The 17,991-nt window shown below is 73.1% G+C and carries 15 protein-coding genes; 8 read left to right on the forward strand and 7 right to left on the reverse strand.

What is annotated here, in order from left to right; all coding sequences use genetic code 11:
- Positions 1-142 precede the first annotated feature (142 nt).
- The 5 genes from ACWD0Y_RS32405 to ACWD0Y_RS32425 all read right to left on the reverse strand — a co-directional run bounded on the left by ACWD0Y_RS32405 (position 143) and on the right by ACWD0Y_RS32425 (position 4,801).
- Complete coding sequence (locus tag ACWD0Y_RS32405) at positions 143-664, reverse strand: cupin domain-containing protein (RefSeq protein ID WP_450263858.1); 522 nt, start codon at positions 662-664, stop codon at positions 143-145.
- A gap of 62 nt (positions 665-726) precedes the next feature.
- A complete protein-coding gene (locus ACWD0Y_RS32410) occupies positions 727-1,515 on the reverse strand; it encodes an alpha/beta fold hydrolase (RefSeq protein WP_450263859.1) in 789 nt (262 codons plus the stop codon).
- Positions 1,512-2,309 carry an aspartate dehydrogenase domain-containing protein gene (locus ACWD0Y_RS32415; protein WP_450263860.1) on the reverse strand — a complete coding sequence of 266 codons (798 nt, stop codon included), beginning with the start codon at positions 2,307-2,309 and terminating at the stop codon, positions 1,512-1,514. Before ACWD0Y_RS32415 ends, ACWD0Y_RS32410 begins: the two co-directional genes overlap by 4 nt.
- Positions 2,306-3,286: a VOC family protein gene (locus ACWD0Y_RS32420; RefSeq protein ID WP_450263861.1), complete on the reverse strand. Its 981-nt coding sequence runs from the start codon at positions 3,284-3,286 to the stop codon at positions 2,306-2,308. Before ACWD0Y_RS32420 ends, ACWD0Y_RS32415 begins: the two co-directional genes overlap by 4 nt.
- Positions 3,287-3,316: 30 nt before the next feature.
- Entirely contained in the window at positions 3,317-4,801 is a 1,485-nt protein-coding gene (locus ACWD0Y_RS32425; RefSeq protein WP_450263862.1) for an aldehyde dehydrogenase family protein, read from the reverse strand.
- Positions 4,802-5,089: 288 nt separating this feature from the next.
- On the opposite strand from ACWD0Y_RS32425, the gene ACWD0Y_RS32430 reads away from it, so the two are divergent.
- The 3 genes from ACWD0Y_RS32430 (at position 5,090) to ACWD0Y_RS32440 (ending at position 8,168) form a co-directional block, all read left to right on the forward strand.
- Positions 5,090-5,629, forward strand: coding sequence for a MarR family winged helix-turn-helix transcriptional regulator (locus ACWD0Y_RS32430; protein ID WP_450263863.1), 540 nt, complete (start codon positions 5,090-5,092; stop codon positions 5,627-5,629).
- 287 nt (positions 5,630-5,916) lie between these two features.
- The gene (locus ACWD0Y_RS32435) at positions 5,917-6,669 is read left to right on the forward strand and encodes an NPP1 family protein (RefSeq protein ID WP_450263872.1); all 753 of its coding nucleotides are present in this window, start codon (positions 5,917-5,919) and stop codon (positions 6,667-6,669) included.
- A gap of 944 nt (positions 6,670-7,613) precedes the next feature.
- Positions 7,614-8,168 carry a transglycosylase SLT domain-containing protein gene (locus ACWD0Y_RS32440; RefSeq protein ID WP_450263864.1) on the forward strand — a complete coding sequence of 185 codons (555 nt, stop codon included), beginning with the start codon at positions 7,614-7,616 and terminating at the stop codon, positions 8,166-8,168.
- 114 nt (positions 8,169-8,282) lie between these two features.
- Here the strand turns inward: ACWD0Y_RS32440 and ACWD0Y_RS32445 are convergent, their stop codons facing one another.
- A complete protein-coding gene (locus ACWD0Y_RS32445; protein ID WP_450263865.1) occupies positions 8,283-9,647 on the reverse strand; it encodes a carboxyl transferase domain-containing protein in 1,365 nt (454 codons plus the stop codon).
- A 226-nt stretch (positions 9,648-9,873) separates the two neighbouring features.
- Between ACWD0Y_RS32445 and ACWD0Y_RS32450 the strand changes: the two genes are divergently transcribed.
- On the forward strand, positions 9,874-11,931 hold the full coding sequence (locus ACWD0Y_RS32450; RefSeq protein WP_450263866.1) for a SpoIIE family protein phosphatase: 2,058 nt from the start codon (positions 9,874-9,876) through the stop codon (positions 11,929-11,931).
- A gap of 32 nt (positions 11,932-11,963) precedes the next feature.
- Here the strand turns inward: ACWD0Y_RS32450 and ACWD0Y_RS32455 are convergent, their stop codons facing one another.
- Positions 11,964-14,675 (reverse strand): SpoIIE family protein phosphatase, encoded by a 2,712-nt coding sequence (locus tag ACWD0Y_RS32455; protein WP_450263867.1) that lies wholly within the window; start codon positions 14,673-14,675, stop codon positions 11,964-11,966.
- Positions 14,676-14,866: 191 nt separating this feature from the next.
- Between ACWD0Y_RS32455 and ACWD0Y_RS32460 the strand changes: the two genes are divergently transcribed.
- The 4 genes from ACWD0Y_RS32460 to ACWD0Y_RS32475 form a co-directional block, all read left to right on the forward strand.
- Entirely contained in the window at positions 14,867-15,424 is a 558-nt protein-coding gene (locus tag ACWD0Y_RS32460; RefSeq protein ID WP_450263868.1) for a PadR family transcriptional regulator, read from the forward strand.
- Positions 15,425-15,494: 70 nt separating this feature from the next.
- The gene (locus ACWD0Y_RS32465; RefSeq protein WP_450263869.1) at positions 15,495-17,234 is read left to right on the forward strand and encodes an acyl-CoA dehydrogenase family protein; all 1,740 of its coding nucleotides are present in this window, start codon (positions 15,495-15,497) and stop codon (positions 17,232-17,234) included.
- 172 nt (positions 17,235-17,406) lie between these two features.
- Positions 17,407-17,619, forward strand: a complete 213-nt coding sequence (locus ACWD0Y_RS32470; RefSeq protein WP_450263870.1) for a hypothetical protein — start codon at positions 17,407-17,409, stop codon at positions 17,617-17,619.
- A 22-nt stretch (positions 17,620-17,641) separates the two neighbouring features.
- Positions 17,642-17,991 (forward strand): MerR family transcriptional regulator (locus ACWD0Y_RS32475; RefSeq protein ID WP_450263871.1); only part of this gene is annotated, 350 nt, incomplete at its 3' end.

The raw sequence follows: 17,991 nt of genomic DNA on the forward strand, positions 1-17,991 counted from the left end.
CCCCTCCTTTTTTTCTTCTTCGGCCCCCACGTTGTTCTCCTCGCGGGCTCGGCGCGGCTGTGGCTCCACCCCGCGCCCCCGCCCCGCCCCGGTGACGACGACGGTGCGCACGCCGGCCGGGGGACCGCCGGCGACGGGCTCGTCAGCCACGGGTGACGCCGTGCATCGGCGAGTACTCGGGGTACGTCGGCACCTGCGGCTTCTGCGTTCCGATGACGACGCAGAACAGGGCGTCGGTGTCCCCCTCGTTCTTCAGCGAACGGGTCACGCCGGCCGGGACGACGATCATGTCGCGGTAGCCGAGGGTGCGGTACTCGACCTCGTCGGGGCCGCGGTGGATGCCGACCTTGACCTCGCCCTCCAGGACGAAGAAGGCCTCTTCCACGTCGTGGTGGGTGTGGGCCGGGCCCTCGGCGCCGGGCGGCAGCAGCATGTTGGAGAAGGTGAATCCGCCGGACGGGATGATGCGGCTGTCGCCCTCGTGGTTGCCGGTGGCACCCGAGCCGACGTAACGGATCTGGCCGCGGCGGAACTGCGGGCCGGCCTTCTCCTGGAACGACAGGGTGTCGAAGTCCGCCACCCGGGAGTCCTTGGTGGCGATCAGGGAGTCGGTGTACGCGGCGAGGTCGCCGCCGTTGTCGTAGGCGGTGGTGGTCAGAGGCATGGTGACTACTCCTGATTGCTGGGGTGCTGGGGTGCTGGGGATCGCTGGGGGATCTCCCGGGCCTACTCGGGGATACGTGCGGTGATGCGGAGGTGGGAGAGCACCCAGGCATTGAAGCGGCCCGGCTGCTCCTGGTTGGCCAGGTGACCGGCGTCCTTGACGATCACGTAGGCGGTCTTGGGGACGGCCCCGGCGATGGCCTGGCTCGCCTCGGGGCCGGTGACCGTGTCCTGGTCGCCGCAGAGCACGAGCGTGGGCGCGGCCACGGAGGGCAGTTCGGCGCGCAGATCGGCCGTGGCCATGGATGCGGCGGCGTACGCGTACCCCGGCAGCCGTACCGAGGCCGCCATGGTGTCCACGACCCGCCGCACCAGCTCGTCCGGCGCGCCGGACGACACCAGGCGCGGCCCGCGTGCCTCGGCGAAGGCGCGCGGCCCCGCCTCGGCCAGCTCGGCGGCCCGCGCCCGCATCCCGTCGGCCCTGCTCCCGTCCGTGCCCGAACCCGGGCTGGAGTCGGCGACGACCAGGGAGTCGACGAGGCCGGGGTGGCGGGTGGCCAGCCGCAGCGCGATCACGCCGCCCCAGGAGACGCCGAGGACATGGGCGCTGGCGCCGCGCTCCCGGACGACGGCGGCCGCCGCGTCCGCGAAGTCGTCGAGCGTCAGGGCGGATCCGGGGTCGGGGGACTTGCCGTAGCCGGGGGCGTCCCAGGCCACGACCCGCACGTGCGAGGAGAGTTCGGCGAGCTGCGGGGCGAAGGCCGCCGAGGACGACCCGATACCGTGCAGGCACAGCAGCAGCGGCCCCTGGTCGCCGGCCTCCTCGACATGCACGTCGGCGGGCGTGCTCACAGGATCTGCCCCGTCCGTCCGGCGAGCGCGGCGAGGCTGCGCAGTACCGCGTACGGCACGACCTGGCTCGTCGCCGGATTGCCGGGGTCGGGACGGTGCGCGACCTCGAAGCGGTACGCGCCGTGCGGACCGGACGCCTCGACGACGTGCCGGGTCCGGTGCGCCGAGGGATCGGCGACGACCCGGACCCGTACGGCGTCCAGGTCGCCGACGGCCAGCGCCACCGACGCGGCCACGTTCGTCGACTTGGGGAACTTGACCGGCACATCGCGGGCGGTTCCCGACATCACTTCGACGGGCCCGGTCGCCGTCCGCATCCGGTGCAGCAACTCCGCGTCCATCCAAGGCTGTTCGAGTGTCGCGGGGAGCTTGGTGGTGGTCAGGCCGACCTCGTCCAGCGGGCCCATGGAGCGCGCCGCCTGGAGCAGGTCGAGTCCGCCGACCGCGCCGCCGGTGAAGTACACCCGGCCCGGCCCGGCGGCGAGCAGTCGCTTGGCGAGCTCGTCGTCGGTCAGCGCCCCGGTGGAGGCGATGAGCAGATCGGTGCCGGAAGTCAGCACCCGCTCGCCGTACTGACGTACGACGCCCTGGCCCGCGGTCTCCACGATCAGGTCGCAGCGCTCCAGCGCCTCCTCGAAGGTGACCTGCTGCCCGGGAGCGGCCTCGCCCAGCGGACGGTTGTCGACGACGCACACCAGCTCGGCGCCGCCCAACTGCCCCTCGGCGAGCGCCGTGCCGACGACCCGGCCGATCGCTCCCCAGCCGATGATGCCCACCCTGCGTACGGTGCTCATGCGGCGCTCTCCTCTGTGGCGGTGGCGGTGTCTGCGGGTGCGGCCGCGGGTGCGTCGACGGGGGCGAGCGGGCCGGGGTCCGGCGTACCCGCCATGTGGCAGCGGATCTCAGACGACGGCGGGCCGGCCGTTCCCCACAGGTCCGACAGTTCGGGGACCCGCCGCCACACCCGGGCGATCCAGGCGTCCTCGACGATCTGGGCGACCTCGGAGGTGTACTCGCAGACCAGCCCGGACGGGTCGGTGAAGTAGGAGAAGGTGTTGTTGCCGGGGCCGTGCCGCCCGGGACCCCACTTCGGCGTGATGCCGTGGTGGCGCAGCCGGCCGAGCCCCCGCATGAAGTGGTCGACCGACGGCATCTCGTACGCCACGTGGTTGAGCGACGTCCACTCGGCCTGGTTGAAGGCGACGCAGTGGTGGTCGGCGTTGCAGCGCAGGAACGCCATCTGGCGCTCGGACCAGTCCGAGACGCGCAGCCCGAGGACGTCGCAGTAGAAGGCGACGGCGGCGTCGATGTCGGTGGTGTTCAGCACGGCGTGCGTGACGCCGACGGGCACCGCGTCGTCCCGGCCCCGCGGGACGACCGCCTCGACCTGCGCGCTGATCTCGATGAGGCGCTGTTCGGGGTCGGTGAACCGCAGCCCGTAGCCGCCGCCCGCCTGTTCCAGCGGACCGGGCCCGGAGACAGGGACGATGCCGCGGGCCTCCAGGCGCCGGGCGGCCTCGTCGACCTCGGCGGGGGTGGCGACGGCGAACGCGAGCCTGCCGAGGCCGACGCGGTCCCGCGCGGTCAGGTGCAGGACGTGGTGCTCGTCGCCCGTGCCGCGCAGCCATCGGTCGCCGGTGTCCGACTCGACGGCCGTCAGGCCCCAGACCTCCTCGTAGAAGTCGGCGGCCTCGGCGAAGGCGGGGGTGTGCAGTTCGACGTAGCGCAGCGAGCGGAGCCGGGCGATCGGGCCGGGCGGGGGTCGGTGCATGAATCTCTCCAGACAGGCAGGCGTGCCGGGTCAGTTCGCCCAGGGGAGGGGGGTGCCGGAGGTGCCCCAGTACAGGGACTTCTGGCGCTGGTACGAGCGGATCGCGTCGCGGCCCTTCTCCGTGCCCAGGCCGCTGTCCTTCCAGCCGGTGAACGGGGTGGAGGCGCTGAACTGCTTGTACGTGTTGATCCAGACGGTGCCCGCCTCGATGCGCCGGGCGAGCCGCCACGCGGCACGCGCGTCGCGGGTCCAGATGCCGCAGGCCAGCCCGTAGACGGAGTCGTTGGCCTGGCGGACCAGGTCGTCCTCGTCCTCGTAGGGGAGGGCCACGAGGACCGGGCCGAAGATCTCCTCCTGACACGTGCGGGAGGTGTTCGGCAGCCCGTCGAGGACGGTCGGGAGGTAGTACGCCCCGTCCCGGTGGCGCTCGCCCTCGGGCGCGGAGCCGCCGCACAGCACCCGTGCGCCCTCGGAACGGGCGAGGTCGACGTAGGCGGCGACGGCGTCGCGGTGGCGGTGGTGGACGAGCGGGCCGACCTGGGTGCCCGGTTCGGTGCCGGGTCCCACGCGCAGTGTGCGTACGCGTTCGACGAGTTCGCCGACGAAGGAGTCGTAGATCTCACGGGCCACGAACAGCCGGGAACCGGCGATGCAGGACTGGCCGCTGGACGAGAAGATCCCGAACAGCACGCCCGCCAGGGCCTGTTCGGTGTCGGCGTCGGCGCGCACGATCGTCGGTGACTTGCCGCCCAGCTCCAGCGAGGCGGGGATCAGCTTCTTCGCCGCGAGGGCGGCTATCGACCGCCCCGTCCCGGTGCCGCCGGTGAATCCGACGCGGGCGACGAGGGGGTGGCGCACGATGGCGTCGCCGACCACCCGGCCGCTGCCCGGCAGCACCGACAGCAGCGCGGTGGGCAGCCCGGACTCGTCGAGCGCCCGGGTGATCAGCCGGCCGAGCGCGAGGGAGACGAGCGGTGTCCACGCGGCCGGCTTGAGGAGAACCGCGTTCCCGGCGGCGAGGGCGGGGGCGATCTTCTGCGCGTCGCTGGCGACCGGGGAGTTCCAGGGATTGATCGCGCCGACGACACCGATCGGTTCGTGGACGCTCATCGTGAGGTAGGCACCGCGGGACGGGGTGACGGTGTCCTCGGCGGTCTCCAGGGCGGCCGCCATGTAGCGGAAGGTGCCGGCCGCGCTGAGGGCGAGCGCCCTGGTCTCGGCGAGGGTTTTCCCGGTGTCGGCGGTCTGCAGTGCCGAGAGTTCGCCGGCGGCCTGTTCGGTGAGCTCGGCGATGCGGTGCAGGAGCCGGGCGCGCTCGTGGGGGAGCAGGTCGCGCCAGGCCGGGTCGGCCATGGCCCGCGCCGCGGCCTCGGCCGCTTCGTCCACCTCCTCGGCGGACGCGCCGTGCACGGTGGCGAGGACACGGCCGGTCGCGGGGTCGACGGTGTCGACCGGCTCACCGGCGCCGCGCCGCCACTGGCCCGCGATCAGTATGTCGGTGGGGAAGTGGGGCACGGCGGGACCTCCGGACGAGGCGGCGGGAAGGGCGGGAGCTCCGGCGCGGACAAGCCCAGGCCGAGGGCCCGCTGCTTCGGTGTCCGCTGTTCTCGAAGTGCTTGAAATCTAAGGGCTTAAATATCTTCGGCGCAAGACCCTGCGGTGAAATCGTTGCCGAACCCCCCTTGGGCGTTACGCCTTCGGACGCGGACGCCCCCGCCCGCCCCCATCCCTCAGCGGTAAGATTCTCAGAGCCGTGAGAAGTGGGACGGGCGGTGCCGGCGGGAGCCGTACGAGGGGATGACGATGTCTGGAGCAAGGCCGGCGGACCGGGACGCCGTGGCGAAGGTGATCGAGGACTGGGCGCGTGAACGGCCGGACCTGGACACCAGCCCTCTGGAGGTCCTGGCCCGTCTCCACCGCTCCTTCCTGCGCTACAGCGCCAAACTCACCACGTCGATCGAGCGCCACGGGCTGTCCGTGGCGGGCTTCGACGTGCTGACCGCGCTGCGGCGGGCGGGCGAGCCGTACCGGCTGACGGCGGGGCAGCTCGCCGATTCGGGCCTGGTGTCGTCGGCGGGGGTGACGCTGCGGATCGACCGGCTGGAGAAGGACGGCCTGATCGTCCGTGAAAGGGACGCCGACGACCGCAGGGTCGTCTACTCGCGCCTCACCGACAAGGGGCTCGCGACGGTGGACACCGTCTTCGCGGAGCACCTCGAGAACGAGAGCCGGATGCTCGGCGGCGTCTCGCCGGCCGAGCGCCGCCAGCTCGCGCGGTTGCTGCGCAAGCTGGAGAGCTCCATCGTCGCGTCCGGCGACGAGGCGACCGGCTCGGCGGGGTAAAGCCGGCCCCGGCCTCGGGCCCGCGGAAGAGCGTGTGGTCGCGTACGCCGAAGCGAGGGACCGGTGGACGGGCCCGGCACCGCGGAGCCGGGCCCTTCGCCGTGCGACCTGACGCGGCGCCGCGGCCCAAGTCGCCCGTACCGGCCGTTGGCTGACTCTTCATCACTGCGACACCCCTCGACACTCGGTGCGCAACGCGGTTCGGTAAGCCTGTGATGGGCATGCCAACCTGGTCGCGCGCTCGGCGCCGCGGCCGTCAGGAGGACGCAGTGAAGACGGGTTCGTGGATGCGCAAGGCTCCGATCGTCCTGGCCGGCGCCGTAGCACTGGTCGTCGCCTTTCCGGGCGTCGCTCTCGCCGCCCCGCCCCCGGCGCTGCCCGCCAACGCCGACGGACTGGAGCAGACCTTCCAGCCCGCCTACGACTACGACACGGACGGTTGCTACCCGACCCCCGCGATAGGTCCCGACGGAACGGTGAACGGCGGCCTCAACCCGTCCGGCGCCCTCAACGGCCAGTGCCGCGACTCCTGGGACCTCGACAACACCAACGGATACGCGCGCTCCACGTGCAACAACGGCTGGTGCGCGATCATGTACGGGCTCTACTTCGAGAAGGACCAGGCCGTGGCGGGCAGCGGCCTCGGCGGGCACCGCCACGACTGGGAGCACGTCGTGGTGTGGGTGCAGAACAACCAGGCCCAGTACGTCTCCACCTCGGCCCACGGCGGCTTCAGCATCTACGGCCGTGACCGGATCCGGTGGGACGGGACGCACCCCAAGGTCGTCTACCACAAGGACGGCGTGAGCACGCACTGCTTCCGCCCCGCGAACTCCGGCGACGAACCCCCGGAGAACCACTACCGCGGGTGGCAGTTCCCCAGGCTGGTCGGCTGGAACGGCTACCCCGCCGGTGTCCGCGACAAGCTGAGCCGGGCCGATTTCGGCAGCGCCGTGTTCGGCCTCAAGGACGGAAGCTTCAGCTCTCACCTGGAGAAGGCCAAGCCGTCCGGCATCCCCTTCGACCCCAACGCCGCCTGAGCCGTCGCCGGCCGCTCGGCCCCGGCCCCGGGTGACCGGCCGGCGGCCCCGGGGCGGTGCGCCTCGATCGGCCGGGCGGCGCCGGGACCCGTGACGAGCCGCTTGGTGGTCTCCGCGCCGAACCGGCGGAACAAGACGCCCGCCGAGCTCTCGGGCAGGGCGTCGCGTCGCCGTTACCGGCCAGGTGCCGAGGAGAACCTGCACGTGGCCCTCGGTGACACCGACGGGCCCGGTGCTCCGCACGACCGCACGACCGCATGGCGGCGCGGATCCCGGACGGTGGGTCCGGCTTCCTCCCGCGGCTCGCGAGCGATCGTCTCCTCCGGGCTCTGCCGTCCTCGGACCTGCCGCCGATCAGGGCCCCAGGTGCCGGGGTGGCAGATGCCGGCCCGTTGTCCCTGAGGCGCCCCTGAGACGCCCCTGAGGCGGGGGAGGGGACGCTTGGCCGCGGGCCCGGTCGTCCGTACCCGCCCGGAGAACCTCCTGACGCCATACCGCTCCCGCGTGCGAGCGGGGCGGTGACGCTCGCTGCCGGGTGCCCGCGACGACGCTGCCCGGCATCACCCCGTACGGGCGCGACGGCCCGGAGGGCGTGTGGCCGCGGTCACCTCGCGCCCGCCTCGGGCCCCGTCGGCTGTGAGTCGGCCCATAGGTCCCAGATCACATACGAGGCCCGGTAGTAGGCCCCGGTGCGCGCTCTCGCGGCCCGGGCGGGGGCCGCTCGGCTTTCTCATGCCCTTCTCTACGTAGCCGAGCAGTACGGCCGGTCGTTGCCGATGCCCGGGAGAGCCGCTAACCATGGAGCCGGCCCGGGGAGTTCACCGCTCCCGACCGGCCGGGCACCGCTCGCTCCGGCCGTCGCAGACCTCGTCGCGCAGCTTCGCTCCGCCGTCGCCGGTCCCCGAGGCTTCCCCTGTTGTCACCGAACGGAGAGTTACTCCCGTATGCCCGCTCAGTCGCTGAACCCCACCGCCCTTACCGCCCGGATCCGCAAGTTCTCCGTTTCCGGGCTGTGCGCCGCCGGAGCCGCAGCGGTGGCTCTGACCATCGCCCCGTCCCCCGCGCACGCCGCCGCCCCGGCACCGCAGAGCGCGGCCGCGTCGGCGAAGGTGCCGGCGGCCGGCGTCTTCACGCAGGCCGAAGCCATCGCCGCGAAGGCCAAGAAGGCGCCTTCCTACCCGGACAACCTGGACGGCTGGATCCGTGAGGCCCTGGCCATCATGAAGGACAAGGGCATCCCGGGCAGCTACGAAGGCCTGCACCGCAACATCATGCGTGAGTCCGGCGGCGACCCCGACGCGGCCAACAACTGGGACATCAACGCGCAGAACGGCACCCCGTCCAAGGGGCTCCTCCAGGTGATCCAGCCCACGTTCGACGCCTACCACGTCGAGGGCACCCCGAAGGAGCTGACCCACCCGGTCGCCAACATCACCGCGGCCGCCAACTACGCCGCCGACAGGTACGGCTCGATCGACAACGTCGACTCCGCCTACTGAGCGTCGCCTGCGACACGCACGACACCGCCGCGGGCGGCCCGGCCGAACGGCCCGCCGCCGAGGACACCGCGCCGTGGGCCGCCGTACCGCACCGGTCCGGCGGCCCACACCCGGTCAGCCCACCACCCCGCGGGCGATGCCCAGATCCACCAGGTCCTGGGGGCGCAGCCGCAGCAGACCGGCGGTTTCCGGCACCTGCTCCGGGGCGCGCTTGAGGATGGCGGCGGCCGCCTCCGGGGCGATCACCGAGAAGTAGCTGTCGGGAGCGGCCCAGAGGTTGCCGGGCGCGGCCAGGGCGAGAGCGCCGCCTGATCCGCCCTCGCCGATGAGGAGGGTGGTGAGCGGTACGCGCGCCGTGGCCATCGCGCCGAAGAGGTCCGCGATGGCGGCGCCCGCGCCCGCCCGTTCCGCCTCGGCGCCGTTGGCCGCGCCCGGCGTGTCGACGAGGGTGAGCACCGGAACACCCAGCCGGCCGGCGAGGCGGACCAGGCGGGCGGCGGTGCGGAAGCCGGCCGGGAGCGTCGCGGTGCCGCACTGGGCGGCGTACGCGACGACGCGGCCCTGCCGCAGCCCGAATCCGCAGCGCATGCCCGGATCCGTCCCCCCGCAGCGGTCCCCGCTGATCTCCTGGACCCCGTCGAAGTACGCGGCGAGATACGCGTCGGCGCGCGGCCGCCGCGGGGAGCGGGCCCGTGCGACCGCCTCCCAGCCGGTGCGGGCGGGCGGTTCCCCTGCCGGGTGCGCGGGGAGCGGGCCGGGAGGCTCGGGCGGCCCCTCCCAGGGGGCAGCGCCCAGGTGGCGCAGCCACCGGGCCAGCGCGTCCCGCAGGTCCTCGCGGCGTACGACCGCGTCGATCTGCCCGGAGGCGAGCTGCCCCTCGGCGGTGTACGCCGCCGGGTCGGCGCCCGGCGGCCGTACCCTCGACCCGGCGAAGCCGACCTGCGCGCCGGGCAGCGCCAGGATCACGTCCGCGCCGGCGCCGAGCGTCGCCCACCCGCCTCCGGTGGTGGGGTCGCGCAGAACGGCGAGCTGCGGCACCCCGGAGTCGCGCAGCAGGGCGGACTGGCGGGCCACGCGCTGGAGCTGGGACAGGGCCCGCATGCCCTCCTGCATGCGGCTGCCGCCGGTGGCGATCAGGGAGACCAGCGGAAGGCGCCGCTCCCGGGCCACGGTGTACGCGGCCTCCAGAAGGTCGCCCGTGCGCTCGCCGAGGGAACCGCCGAGGAACCCGAACTCGAAGGACACCACGACCGCTTCCGTGCCGCCGATCGAGCCGGTCCCGCAGACGACTGACTCCCGCTCGCCGGTGCGTTCCCCGGCGCGGGCCAGGGACTGCCCGTATCCCGGCCACCCGATCGGGCCGTCGGCGTTCCCGGACCGCCCCCGGGGCTCCGGGCCCGGAGCCCCGGTGAGCTCGGCGAAGCTTCCGCCTTCCACGACCGCGGCGAGCGCCTCGCGGGCCGTCCAGGTGTCAGCCATGCCGCAGCGCCCGCCGGTACGAGCCTGCGGCGAGGGCCGGAAAGAGAGAGGACACGCGTCGTACTCCTTGCTGTGCGGCGGCCGGGACCCAGGCGACCGACGATAACCGGGCACCGGGCCGACGGGCCGTGAACCGGCACACAGCAGAGCGGCGAAGGGCCCCGCACCGATGCCTCGGATAAGGTGTTTCAGTAGAAATGCGCCCTCCCGGGGTTAGGTCGATGCGTTGGACACCTACCAGTCGTCGGACGGCACACCGGGACAGCCCCCGGGGGTTGTCGGGTACGCGGGCGTGCTCCGTGAGCTGCTGCCGATCGCCCTCTGGCGCGAGGACGCGGACGGGCGGATCGTGGAGTGGTCGCTCGCCGCGCGGGACCTGCTCGGGTATCAGCCCGAGGACGTCCTGGGCCGGTCCGCCGGGGCCCTCCTGGTGCCCGACGCCAACCGGGAACTGGCCGATCGGCTGACGCGGCGCGTCCAGGCGGGCGAGACCGTCGTCGGGACCCTGCCGGTGCGCCATCGCGACGGTCACTACGTGACGATGGAGATGTGGATCGTCCCCGCCGCCGATCCGCGGGGGCGGCGCGGCACCCTGCTGATCGCCGTCGAGACCTCCAAGGTCCTGCACATGCGGGACTCCCTGGCGGCCCTGGAGAGCCTCTTCACCCGGTCGCCCATCGGCCTGGCCACGCTCGGCCCCGATCTGCGGTTCCTGCGGGTCAATGACGCTCTCGCCCGGATGAACGGCGTCCCCGCCGCCGAGCACCTGGGCAAGCGGCTGACCGAGGTCGTGCCCGGCGTCAACGCCACGGCGCTGGAGTCGATGATGCGGCAGGTCCTGGACCGGGGGACGCCCGTCGTCGACGCCCGCAGGACCGGCCGCACCCCCGCCGACCCCGACCGTGAACGGACCTGGTCCTGCTCGTACACCCCGCTGCTCGACAACGCCGGCCGGCGGCTGGGCCTGATCGCTTCCCTGATCGACATCACCGAGGGCCAGCAGGCGCAGATCGAGGCCGAACGGGCCCGGCACCGCTTCGCCCTGCTCGCCGAGGCCGGAACCCGGATCGGCACCACCCTGGACCTGCGGCAGACCGCCGAGGAGATCGTGCAGCTGCTCGTGCCGCGGTTCGCCGACTCGGCCGACGTGCAACTGCTGGAAGAGGTCCTCGAACCGGACGAGGCCGCCGCGTCCACCCGTGGCGTGGTGCGCCGGATGGCGGCCGCCTTCCCCGATCCGGCCGCCCCCACGGCGAAGCTGCTTCCCGGCACGACCTCCCGGATCCCGCTCGGCTCGCTGTACGAGCGCGTCATCGCCGGCGGCCGGCCCATGAACCTGTACCGGTCCGACGTCCCGGCGCTGATCACCGACCCCCGGGCCGACAGCCTGCGCGCGTACCTCAGGACCCTCGGCTCCGCGCGGCTGATCCCCCTCGTCGCCCGGGGCAAGGTGCTGGGCGCGGTCGTGGTGACGCGCGTCCGCAGCCGCGACCCGTTCGACGAACAGGACTGCGTCCTCCTCGACGAGCTGGTCGCGCGCGCCGCGCTGAACATCGACAACGCGCGCATGTACACCAGCCAGCGGGCGGCGGCCCTCACCCTGCGGCGGAGCCTGGCGAACAGCGCGCTGCCCGACGTGGCCGGCCTCGAACTCACCGGGCGCTACCTGCCCGCCAGCGACCACGCCGTCGGCGGTGACTGGTTCGACGTCATCGCGCTGCCGGACGGGAGGACCGGCCTCGTGATCGGGGACGTGATGGGCCACGGGATCCACGCGGCGGCCGTCATGGGGCAGCTGCGTACGGCCGTACGCACCCTCGCCCGGCACGGCATCTCCCCCGCGGAGATGCTCCGCTCCCTCGACGCCGTGGTGGCCGACGTGGGGGAGGACGAGATGGCGACCTGCGTGTACGCCGTCCACGACCCGGTGGCCGGGGAGTGCGTGATCGCCAGGGCGGGCCACCCCCCGCCGGCGGTGGCCACGGCCGACGGGGACCTCGCGTTCCTCGGCGGCCCGCCCGGCGTGCCCCTGGGGACGGGCGGACGGGACTTCCGGACCCAGCGGGTGCCGCTGCCGCCGGGCAGCCTGCTGGTCCTTTACACCGACGGCCTCATCGAAGCGCGTGACCAGGACCTGGACGAGGGCATGGGCAAGCTCGCGCGGGCACTCGCGCATCGCGACCGGCCGCTGGAGGACCTCTGCGAGAGCGTCCTCGAACAGCTGCTGCCCCGCCCCGGGCTGGACGACGTGGCGGTGCTCCTGGCGCGCACCCGGCGGACCTGACCCTTCAGACCTGACCCTTCAGACCTGACCCTTCAGAGGGTGTCGATGTCGATGTCGTCGATGTCGAAGAAGCCGAGGAGCTCCTGCTCCGGCTCCCCCGAGGCGCCCGGCAGCGCCTGCTCGGCCCAGATGACCTTGCCCGGCGAGGTGTACCGGGTGCCCCACCGCTGGCTCAGCTGCGCCACCAGGAACAGCCCCCGTCCTCCCTCGTCCGTGGTGGCGGCGTACCGCAGATGGGGTGACGTGCTGCTCGCGTCGGACACCTCGCAGGTGAGGGTACGGTCGCGCAGCAGCCGCATGCGGACCGGAGCGGAGCCGTAGCGGATGGCGTTGGTGATCAGCTCGCTGAGGATCAGCTCCGTACCGAACGCGAGAGCGGACAGGTCCCATTCGTCCAGCTTCTTCGCGGCGACGGCCCGCATCGCGCCGACCGCGCTCGGTTCGAACGGCACGTCCCACTCGGCGACGCGGTCCGGGCCGAGCGTCCGGGTCCGGGCGACGAGCAGAGCCACGTCGTCCCGCGGCCGATCCGGCAGCAGGACGTCGAGGGCCGCCCGGCAGCTCTCCTCCGGGTGCCGGTCCGGGTGGTGGCTCAGGGCCGAGCGCAGCAGCTCAAGACCCTCGTCGATGTCACGGGTGCGGTCCTCGATCAGGCCGTCGGTGTAGAGCACGAGCTGGCTGCCCTCGGCCAGGTGCACCTCGGCGGTCTCGAACGGCATCCCGCCCAGCCCCAGCGGCGGCCCGGTCGGCAGTTGGAGGATCTCCACCGTCCGGTCGGGACGGACCACCAGCGGCGGCGGATGTCCCGCCCGGGCCATGACGCAGCGCTGGGACACCGGGTCGTACACGGCGTACAGGCAGGTGGCGCCCAGCATGCCGTCGTCGTCGGCGTCCGCGCCGTCCTCGCCGTTGTGGTCGATGCGCTGAACGAGGTCGTCGAGGCGGGACAGCAGTTCGTCGGGCGGCAGGTCGAGGGACGAGAAGTTGTGGACCGCCGTGCGCAGCCGCCCCATGGTGGCCGCGGCGTGCAGTCCGTGGCCGACCACGTCGCCGACGACGAGGGCGACCCGGCTGCCGGACAGCGGGATCACGTCGAACCAGTCGCCGCCCACCCCGGACTGCGCGGGCAGGTAGTAGTGCGCCACCTCGACGGCGCTGTGCTCGGGGAGGCTGCGCGGCAGCAGGCTGCGCTGGAGCGCCACGGCCACGGTGTGCTCCCGGGTGTAGCGGCGGGCGTTGTCGATGCTGACCGCGGCCCGCGCGACCAGTTCCTCGGCCAGGGACAGGTCGTCGTCGTCGAAGGGCTCCGGCTTCTCCAGACGCCAGAAGTTGACCAGCCCGAGGACGACGCCCCGCGCCTTGAGGGGCGCTGTGATCAGGGAGTGGATGCCGTAGTCGATGATCCTCTGCGCCACCGGCGGGTCCTGGGCGTACCAGCCCGGTGCGTCGGACAGGTCGGGCACCAGCTCGGCCTGCCCGCTGCCGAGCCCGCGGGCCTGCGGGGTGGACGGGAGGAAGTCGATCAGCATGCCGCGGGGATAGAGGGGCTGGTCGTCGCGGATGCCGCTGACCGCCGTACGCCGCAGGTCCGCGCCGGAGCCGGTCGGCTCGTCGCCGTGCAGGACCTGGTCCGCCAGATCGACGGTCACGAAGTCCGCGAACCGGGGAACGGCGACGTCCGCCAGCTCCTCGGCCGTCCGCCGCACGTCGAGCGTGGTGCCGATGCCGACCCCCGCGTCGTACAGGAGCTTCAGCCGGCGGCGGGCCGCGTCGGCCCGGCCCGTGAGGACGCGCATCTCGGTGGAGTCGCGGATGGTGACGGCGGCCCCCTCGGGCTGGCCGTGGGGTTTCGTCGGCCGCTGGTTCACCACCAGCAGCCGGTTCCCGGCCGTGAGGACCTCGTCGGTGGCCTCCCGGCCGGACCGCAGCAGGCCGGCCAGCTGCTGGTCGAGGTGGGGCAGCTCCCCGACGTGGCGTCCCTCCGCGTCGGCCGGAAGCCCGAGCAGCCGCTTCGCCTCGTCGTTCGCGAGCAGCAGGCGGCCGTCCCCGTCGGTGATCAGGACGCCCTCCCGGACGGCGTGCAGGACGGCGTCGTGGTGTTCGTACATACGGGTCATCTCAAGGGTGCCGAGCCCGTGGGTCTGCCGCCGCAGGCGCCGGGCGACCAGGGCCGTGCCGGCCGTGGCCAGGGCCAGGCCGGCCGCGCTGACACCGAGGATGACCGGGAGCTGCCGCTCCACCACGCCGGAGACGTTCCGCACGGTGAGACCGGCCGAGACCAGCGCCACCACCTCGTCGTCGGCGGTCACCGGGACGACCGCCTGGATCTCCTGGCCGAGCGGCCCGTCCACGCTCTCGGTGTGGACCCGGCCGGCCAGGGCCGGCCCGATGGTGCCGACGAAGCGCTTGCCGATCAGGTCGGGCTGGGGGTGCGTGTAGCGGATTCCGCCGGTGTCCATCACCACGATGAAGTCGACGCCCGCCTGTTTGCGCGTCTCCTCGGTGAGCGGTTGGAGGATCTCGGACGGGTCCGGAGCCCGCAGTGCCTCGCGGAGCCCGAGCGAGCGGGCGAACGTCTCGGCGACCGCGACCGACCGGTTGCGGGCCTCACGCTCGCCGTCGTGGCGCGACTGGAGCACCAGGGCCAGCACCGCACCGGCGGCGAGCAGCAGCACGACCGCCACCTGGAGGACGAAGACCTGTCCGGCGACGCTTCGCGGGCCCTTCCCGGTCAGTGACCGCACCGACCCGCCCGGCACGGGGTGAAGAGATCGACCACAGTCTCATTTGTACTCCCGCGCGGGCTCCGGCGGCCAGGTGTGCACAAGCTGTCCGGTGCACCGAGGCGCGCGGACCAGTGAGCGGACCAGTGAGTCGTGTCTCACCGGGGCCGCGCCGCTTGTCTATGCAACGAGTTGCATAGAAGGATCGGGGCATGGCGCTCGAACACGCGATTCTCGTCTCCCTGCTGGAGAAGCCGGGCTCCGGCTACGAGCTGGCCCGGCGGTTCGAGCGGTCCATCGGGTACTTCTGGAACGCCACCCACCAGCAGATCTACCGCGTCCTCAAGCGGATGGAGAGCGACGGCTGGGTCGACGTCCGGGACGTGCCGCAGCAGGCACGGCCGGACAAGAAGGAATACTCCGTCGCCGCCGTCGGCCGGGCCGCGCTCTCCGGGTGGCTGCACGAGCCGATCGAACCCGAGAGCGTCCGCCACGACCTCGCCGTGAAGATCCGCGGCGCGGCCTTCGACGACCCGGCCGCGCTCATCGGCGAGGTCGAGCGGCACCACCGGGCGCACACCGACCGCCTCGCGCACTACCTGGCCGGGGAGCGGCGTGACTTCGCCGGCCCCGGGGCGCCCGGGGCGCCCGACCCGGGGCGGGAGCTCCAGCACGCCGTCCTGCGCGGCGGCATCGCGTACGAGCGGATGATGCTCGCCTGGCTCGACGACGTGCTCGCCACCCTCCACCGGCTCGCCGCCGACCGCTGAGACGGCGCCGGCGAGCACCCCCGTACCCACCCCACCCTCACGCCCCCCCAAGCCGGAAAGGCGAACACCCATGGCCGACCCGCTGCTGTTCAACCCGCGCACCTACGACCCGGCACACTTCGACCCGGAGACCCGCAGGCTGCTGCGCGCCACCGTCGACTGGTTCGAGGACCGCGGCAAGCGCAGGCTGATCGAGGACTACCGCTCCCGCGCCTGGCTGGCGGACTTCCTCGCGTTCTCCGCCAAGGAAGGACTGTTCGCCACCTTCCTCACCCCCGCCTCCGCCGCCGGGGACCGGCCCGGTGATCAGGGCGACAAGCGCTGGGACACCGCCAGGATCGCCGCCCTCAACGAGATCTTCGGCTTCTACGGGCTCGACTACTGGTACGCGTGGCAGGTCACCGTCCTCGGTCTCGGCCCGGTCTGGCAGAGCGACAACGCCGCCGCCCGCACCCGCGCGGCCGGGCTCCTCGCCCAGGGCGAGGTGTTCGCCTTCGGCCTGTCCGAGAAGGCCCACGGCGCCGACATCTACTCCACCGACATGCTGCTGGAGCCGGACAGTGACGGTGCCGGCGGCTTCCGCGCCACCGGCTCGAAGTACTACATCGGCAACGGCAACGCCGCCGGGCTCGTCTCCGTCTTCGGCCGCCGCACCGACGTCGAGGGCCCGGACGGGTACGTCTTCTTCGCCGCCGACAGCCGCCACCCGGCGTACCACCTGGTGAAGAACGTCGTCGACTCCTCGAAGTACGTCAGCGAGTTCCGGCTCGACGGCTACCCGGTCGGACCCGACGACGTCCTGCACACCGGCCGCGCCGCCTTCGACGCCGCCCTCAACACGGTCAACGTCGGCAAGTTCAACCTCTGCACCGCCTCGATCGGCATCTGCGAGCACGCGATGTACGAGGCCGTCACCCACGCGAGCAACCGCATCCTCTACGGCCGGCCCGTCACCGCCTTCCCCCACGTGCGCCGCGAGCTGACCGACGCGTACGTCCGCCTCGTCGGGATGAAGCTGTTCAGCGACCGCGCCGTCGACTACTTCCGCTCCGCCGGCCCCGACGACCGCCGCTACCTCCTCTTCAACCCGATGACGAAGATGAAGGTGACCACGGAGGGCGAGAAGGTCATCGACCTGATGTGGGACGTCATCGCCGCCAAGGGCTTCGAGAAGGACACCTACTTCGCCCAGGCCGCCGTCGAGATCCGGGGCCTGCCGAAGCTGGAGGGCACGGTCCACGTCAACCTCGCGCTGATCCTCAAGTTCCTGCGCAACCACCTGCTGGACCCGGCCGACTACGCGCCGGTGCCCACCCGTCTCGACGCGGCCGACGACGACTTCCTCTTCCGCCAGGGACCGGCGCGCGGCCTGGGCTCCGTACGCTTCCACGACTGGCGCACCGCCTACGACGCGTACGCCCACGTCCCCAACGTCGGCCGCTTCCGCGCACAGGCCGACGCCCTGTGCGAGTTCGTCACGACCGCCGCCCCCGACGAGGAGCAGAGCCGCGACCTCGACCTGCTGCTCTCCGTCGGCCAGCTCTTCGCGCTGGTCGTGCACGGCCAGCTGATCCTGGAACAGGCGCGTCTGACCGGCCTGGAGGAGGACGTGCTCGACGAACTGTTCGCCGTGCTGGTACGCGACTTCTCCGCGCACGCCGTCGAACTGCACGGCAAGGACTCCGCCACCGCGCAGCAGCAGCAGTGGGCGCTGGGCGCGGTCCGGCGTCCGGTCGTCGACGAGGCCCGCTCGGCCCGCGTCTGGGAACGCGTCGAGGCACTGTCCGGCGCATACGAGATGGCGCCGTAACAACGGCCGGGCGCGCACCGGGACGTCCGTCCGGTGCCCGGTGCACTCACCGGGCACCGGACGCGGCGTCTTCGCCGTCGGCGCGGGGCGGAAGTGCCGGTGGCCGTCGTCCCGGCGCCCGCGCCCGCTTCCGGTTCCTTCGCCGTGGGGGAGGACATCCCCAGCCCCCTGAGTGACCGCCCGGCGGCCGGCGCAGGAATCCCGCACCGTCCACGCCGGCGGCGGCCCGCCGGTGCCCGCCCACGCGCGTGCCCTGCCCACCGGCACACCGGAGGGGAGGACCGGCCACCTCGACGGGGACCTGCGCGACGCCGGCCGGCGCGTCCGGGCCGCCGTCGACGTCGAGGGCGGCACCGGCTCTGCCCGTCGGGCGAACGCGCGGTGACGGTGCGTCGTACCCTGAAGCCGTGACAGCCGATCCGGATCCCGCGGTCGCCGAGGACGGCGGCGCCGGAGCGGCTCTGAGCACGGGTGCGGTCGCCCGCAGACTCGGTGTAGCTCCCACCACCCTGCGCTCCTGGGAGCACCGCTACGCGATCGGTCCCGCGACGCGTCAGGACGGCAAGCACCGCCGGTGGACACCTCAGGACATCGCCCGCCTCGAAGAGATGTGCCGCCTCACCTCACAAGGCGTTCCTCCCGCCGAGGCCGCCCGTGCGGTGCTGCGTCCGCATCCACGGCCTCAACCTGGGCTCCGACGACTATGTCGCCACGACACCGAGCACGGTCTTTTCGAGACGTACCTGGACGACTTCGA

This window comes from Streptomyces altiplanensis (assembly GCF_053591575.1).